This is a genomic window from Brevundimonas sp. GN22 (genome assembly GCF_054824005.1).
Genome location: NZ_JSYD01000078.1, coordinates 1 through 2,012, shown reverse-complemented (window position 1 = coordinate 2,012; position 2,012 = coordinate 1). Strand labels below are relative to the sequence as shown.

Below are 2,012 nucleotides of genomic sequence, written 5' to 3'. Positions count from 1 at the left end.
TCACGACTGGTCAGATGCTTGCGCCCTGTCACTAATCCGCGATGTGCTCGGGGCTAATATATAATATGCACACTGCATACTTGACGCTGGGACGGGTGTGTGTGATGGTCGCCGCATGCAATACGCCAACCACACCTTTACGACCTCCCAAGTGGTGAACCTTCTCGGCATCAAGGCTCCCACACTTCAAGCGTGGCTCCACCGGGGGCTGATTGTCGGACAGCGCGATCAGTCCCCGGGAACTGGCGCGCGGCGCAAGTTTACGTTCTTCAACCTGATGGAAATCGCACTCGCATCCGAAATTATGAAAAGCGGGTTTGAGGCAGCCGTCGCCTTTCAGGCAGGAGCCGCATTTGCCCACGTCGGAGAACATATCCCCTTGCCACTAAGCGACGGCACGCCTCGTCCAGCTAGAGAGCCCGGAGAACTCTACCCCGGCCCCTTTACGACACTCCTGGTGTTCAGCAAGGACCGAGCAGAAGTTATGCCATGGAATGTTCACGGCGATAGAACCAGCATTCTCCACGACGCATGGTCTGAGCTAGGAAAAGACGCCACGATATCGTTTCACGTCGTCGATGTTACCTACAAAAAGCTGGTGGCCGCGCTTGACCGAGAGGCAGGCTGATGAGCGAGCCGGTGGCCTCTACGTATTTACGTCTAGATGAAGCTGCCCGCCATGCCTTTCCCAGTGGAGAGGTCAGCGCCAAATGGCTTCGCAAGCAAATCGCTCTTGGAAACCTCGAGGGGTGGAAGTTCGCCAACAAGCTGCACACCACGCGTGAGGCTATCGAAAGGATGACCGACCAATGCCGCGCTCAGCCAAGCCACCCCGCCTCTACCTCAGAGAGCGCAAGGGTCGAGAGGCCACTTACGTCATCCTCGACCGTGGACACGAGATCAGCACGGGCTGCGGCCCTGGCAGCGTCAGAGAGGCTGAAAAAGCCTTCGCGGACTACCTCGCGCAAAAGCACACCCAGAACTGGGGGGACGGTGATCCCGCTCACATCCCGGTCGCAGACGTTCTGAGCCTGTACGTCGAAGAAGTTGCGCCCAGTCATGCACACCCTGAGTTAGTGGGGTACCACGTCCCTCCCCTCCTCGACTTTTGGGGGGATCATATGTGTTGGGATATCACGGCCAGCACGTGCACCGGATACACTCGCGCACGAATGGCAGGCCTGAATGGCCGCAAGCCGGTGGCTCAGGGAACGGCCAGGCGAGAGCTTGAAACGCTGTCGGCAGCGCTCAACCATGCGTACAAGGCCCGCAAGATCAGCAAGCCCGTCTTTGTGGACCTGCCCGCCAAGGCACCTCGCCGCGAGCGATGGCTGACGCGCCCTGAGGCTGCAAGGCTGGTAGCTGGCGCTCTTGGGTTCTCCCCTGCTCGCGTTGACAGCCAAGGCAGAGGGCACGGTTGGAAGCGTGTCGGTCCGCCGTCCTACCACGTCGCCCGCTTCATTCTCATCGCGCTCTACACCGGCACGCGCCACGAGGCAGTGCTCCAGATGCGGTGGGGCGTGAACAGCGAGGGCGGGTGGTTTGATCTGGACGAAGGCGTTTTCTATCGCCGCGGCGCTGGTGAAGCCGATAGCCGCAAGAAGAGAACGCCTGCCCCCATCCCAGACCGCCTCGCGCCTCACCTGAGGCGTTGGAGGGAAATCACCCTCCATGGCCCTTGTGAGTATGACGGTAGGCTAACGCAGCGTCAGAAAACAGGGTGGGCCAGAGCAAGAGAGAGGGCGAAGTTGGGCTCTGATGTGACCCCGCACACTCTCAAGCACACCTGCATCACGTGGATGCTTCAGAACGGCGTGAACACTTGGGAGGTCGCCGGATACACGGGCACATCCGAAAAGATCATTCGCGAAGTTTACGGGCACCATTCGCCCGACTATCTGCCCGCGGCGCGCGCTGCGTTTCGCGGGCGAAACATGGGCCAACCACGCAAGGAAAGCGCCTAGATATGCCTAAGTATTTGAAGAGAATGGTGGACGCGACAGGGATTGAAC

The 2,012-nt window shown here is 59.8% G+C and carries 2 protein-coding genes; both read left to right on the top strand.

The genetic code is table 11. The features are described 5' to 3' along the window. Positions 1 to 115: 115 nt before the first annotated feature. The gene (locus OB03_RS11405) at positions 116 to 628 is read left to right on the top strand and encodes a MerR family transcriptional regulator (RefSeq protein WP_461344201.1); all 513 of its coding nucleotides are present in this window, start codon (positions 116 to 118) and stop codon (positions 626 to 628) included. Positions 629 to 1,172: 544 nt separating this feature from the next. Next, the gene (locus tag OB03_RS11400; protein WP_461344200.1) at positions 1,173 to 1,964 is read left to right on the top strand and encodes a site-specific integrase; all 792 of its coding nucleotides are present in this window, start codon (positions 1,173 to 1,175) and stop codon (positions 1,962 to 1,964) included. The last annotated feature ends 48 nt before the right edge of the window (positions 1,965 to 2,012 follow it).

Excerpts from the sequence above, each read along its gene's own strand:
- OB03_RS11400 (WP_461344200.1), top strand. The coding sequence starts at position 1,173 with ATGGCAGGCCTGAATGGCCGCAAGCCGGTGGCTCAGGGAACGGCCAGG.
- OB03_RS11405 (WP_461344201.1), top strand. The coding sequence starts at position 116 with ATGCAATACGCCAACCACACCTTTACGACCTCCCAAGTGGTGAACCTT.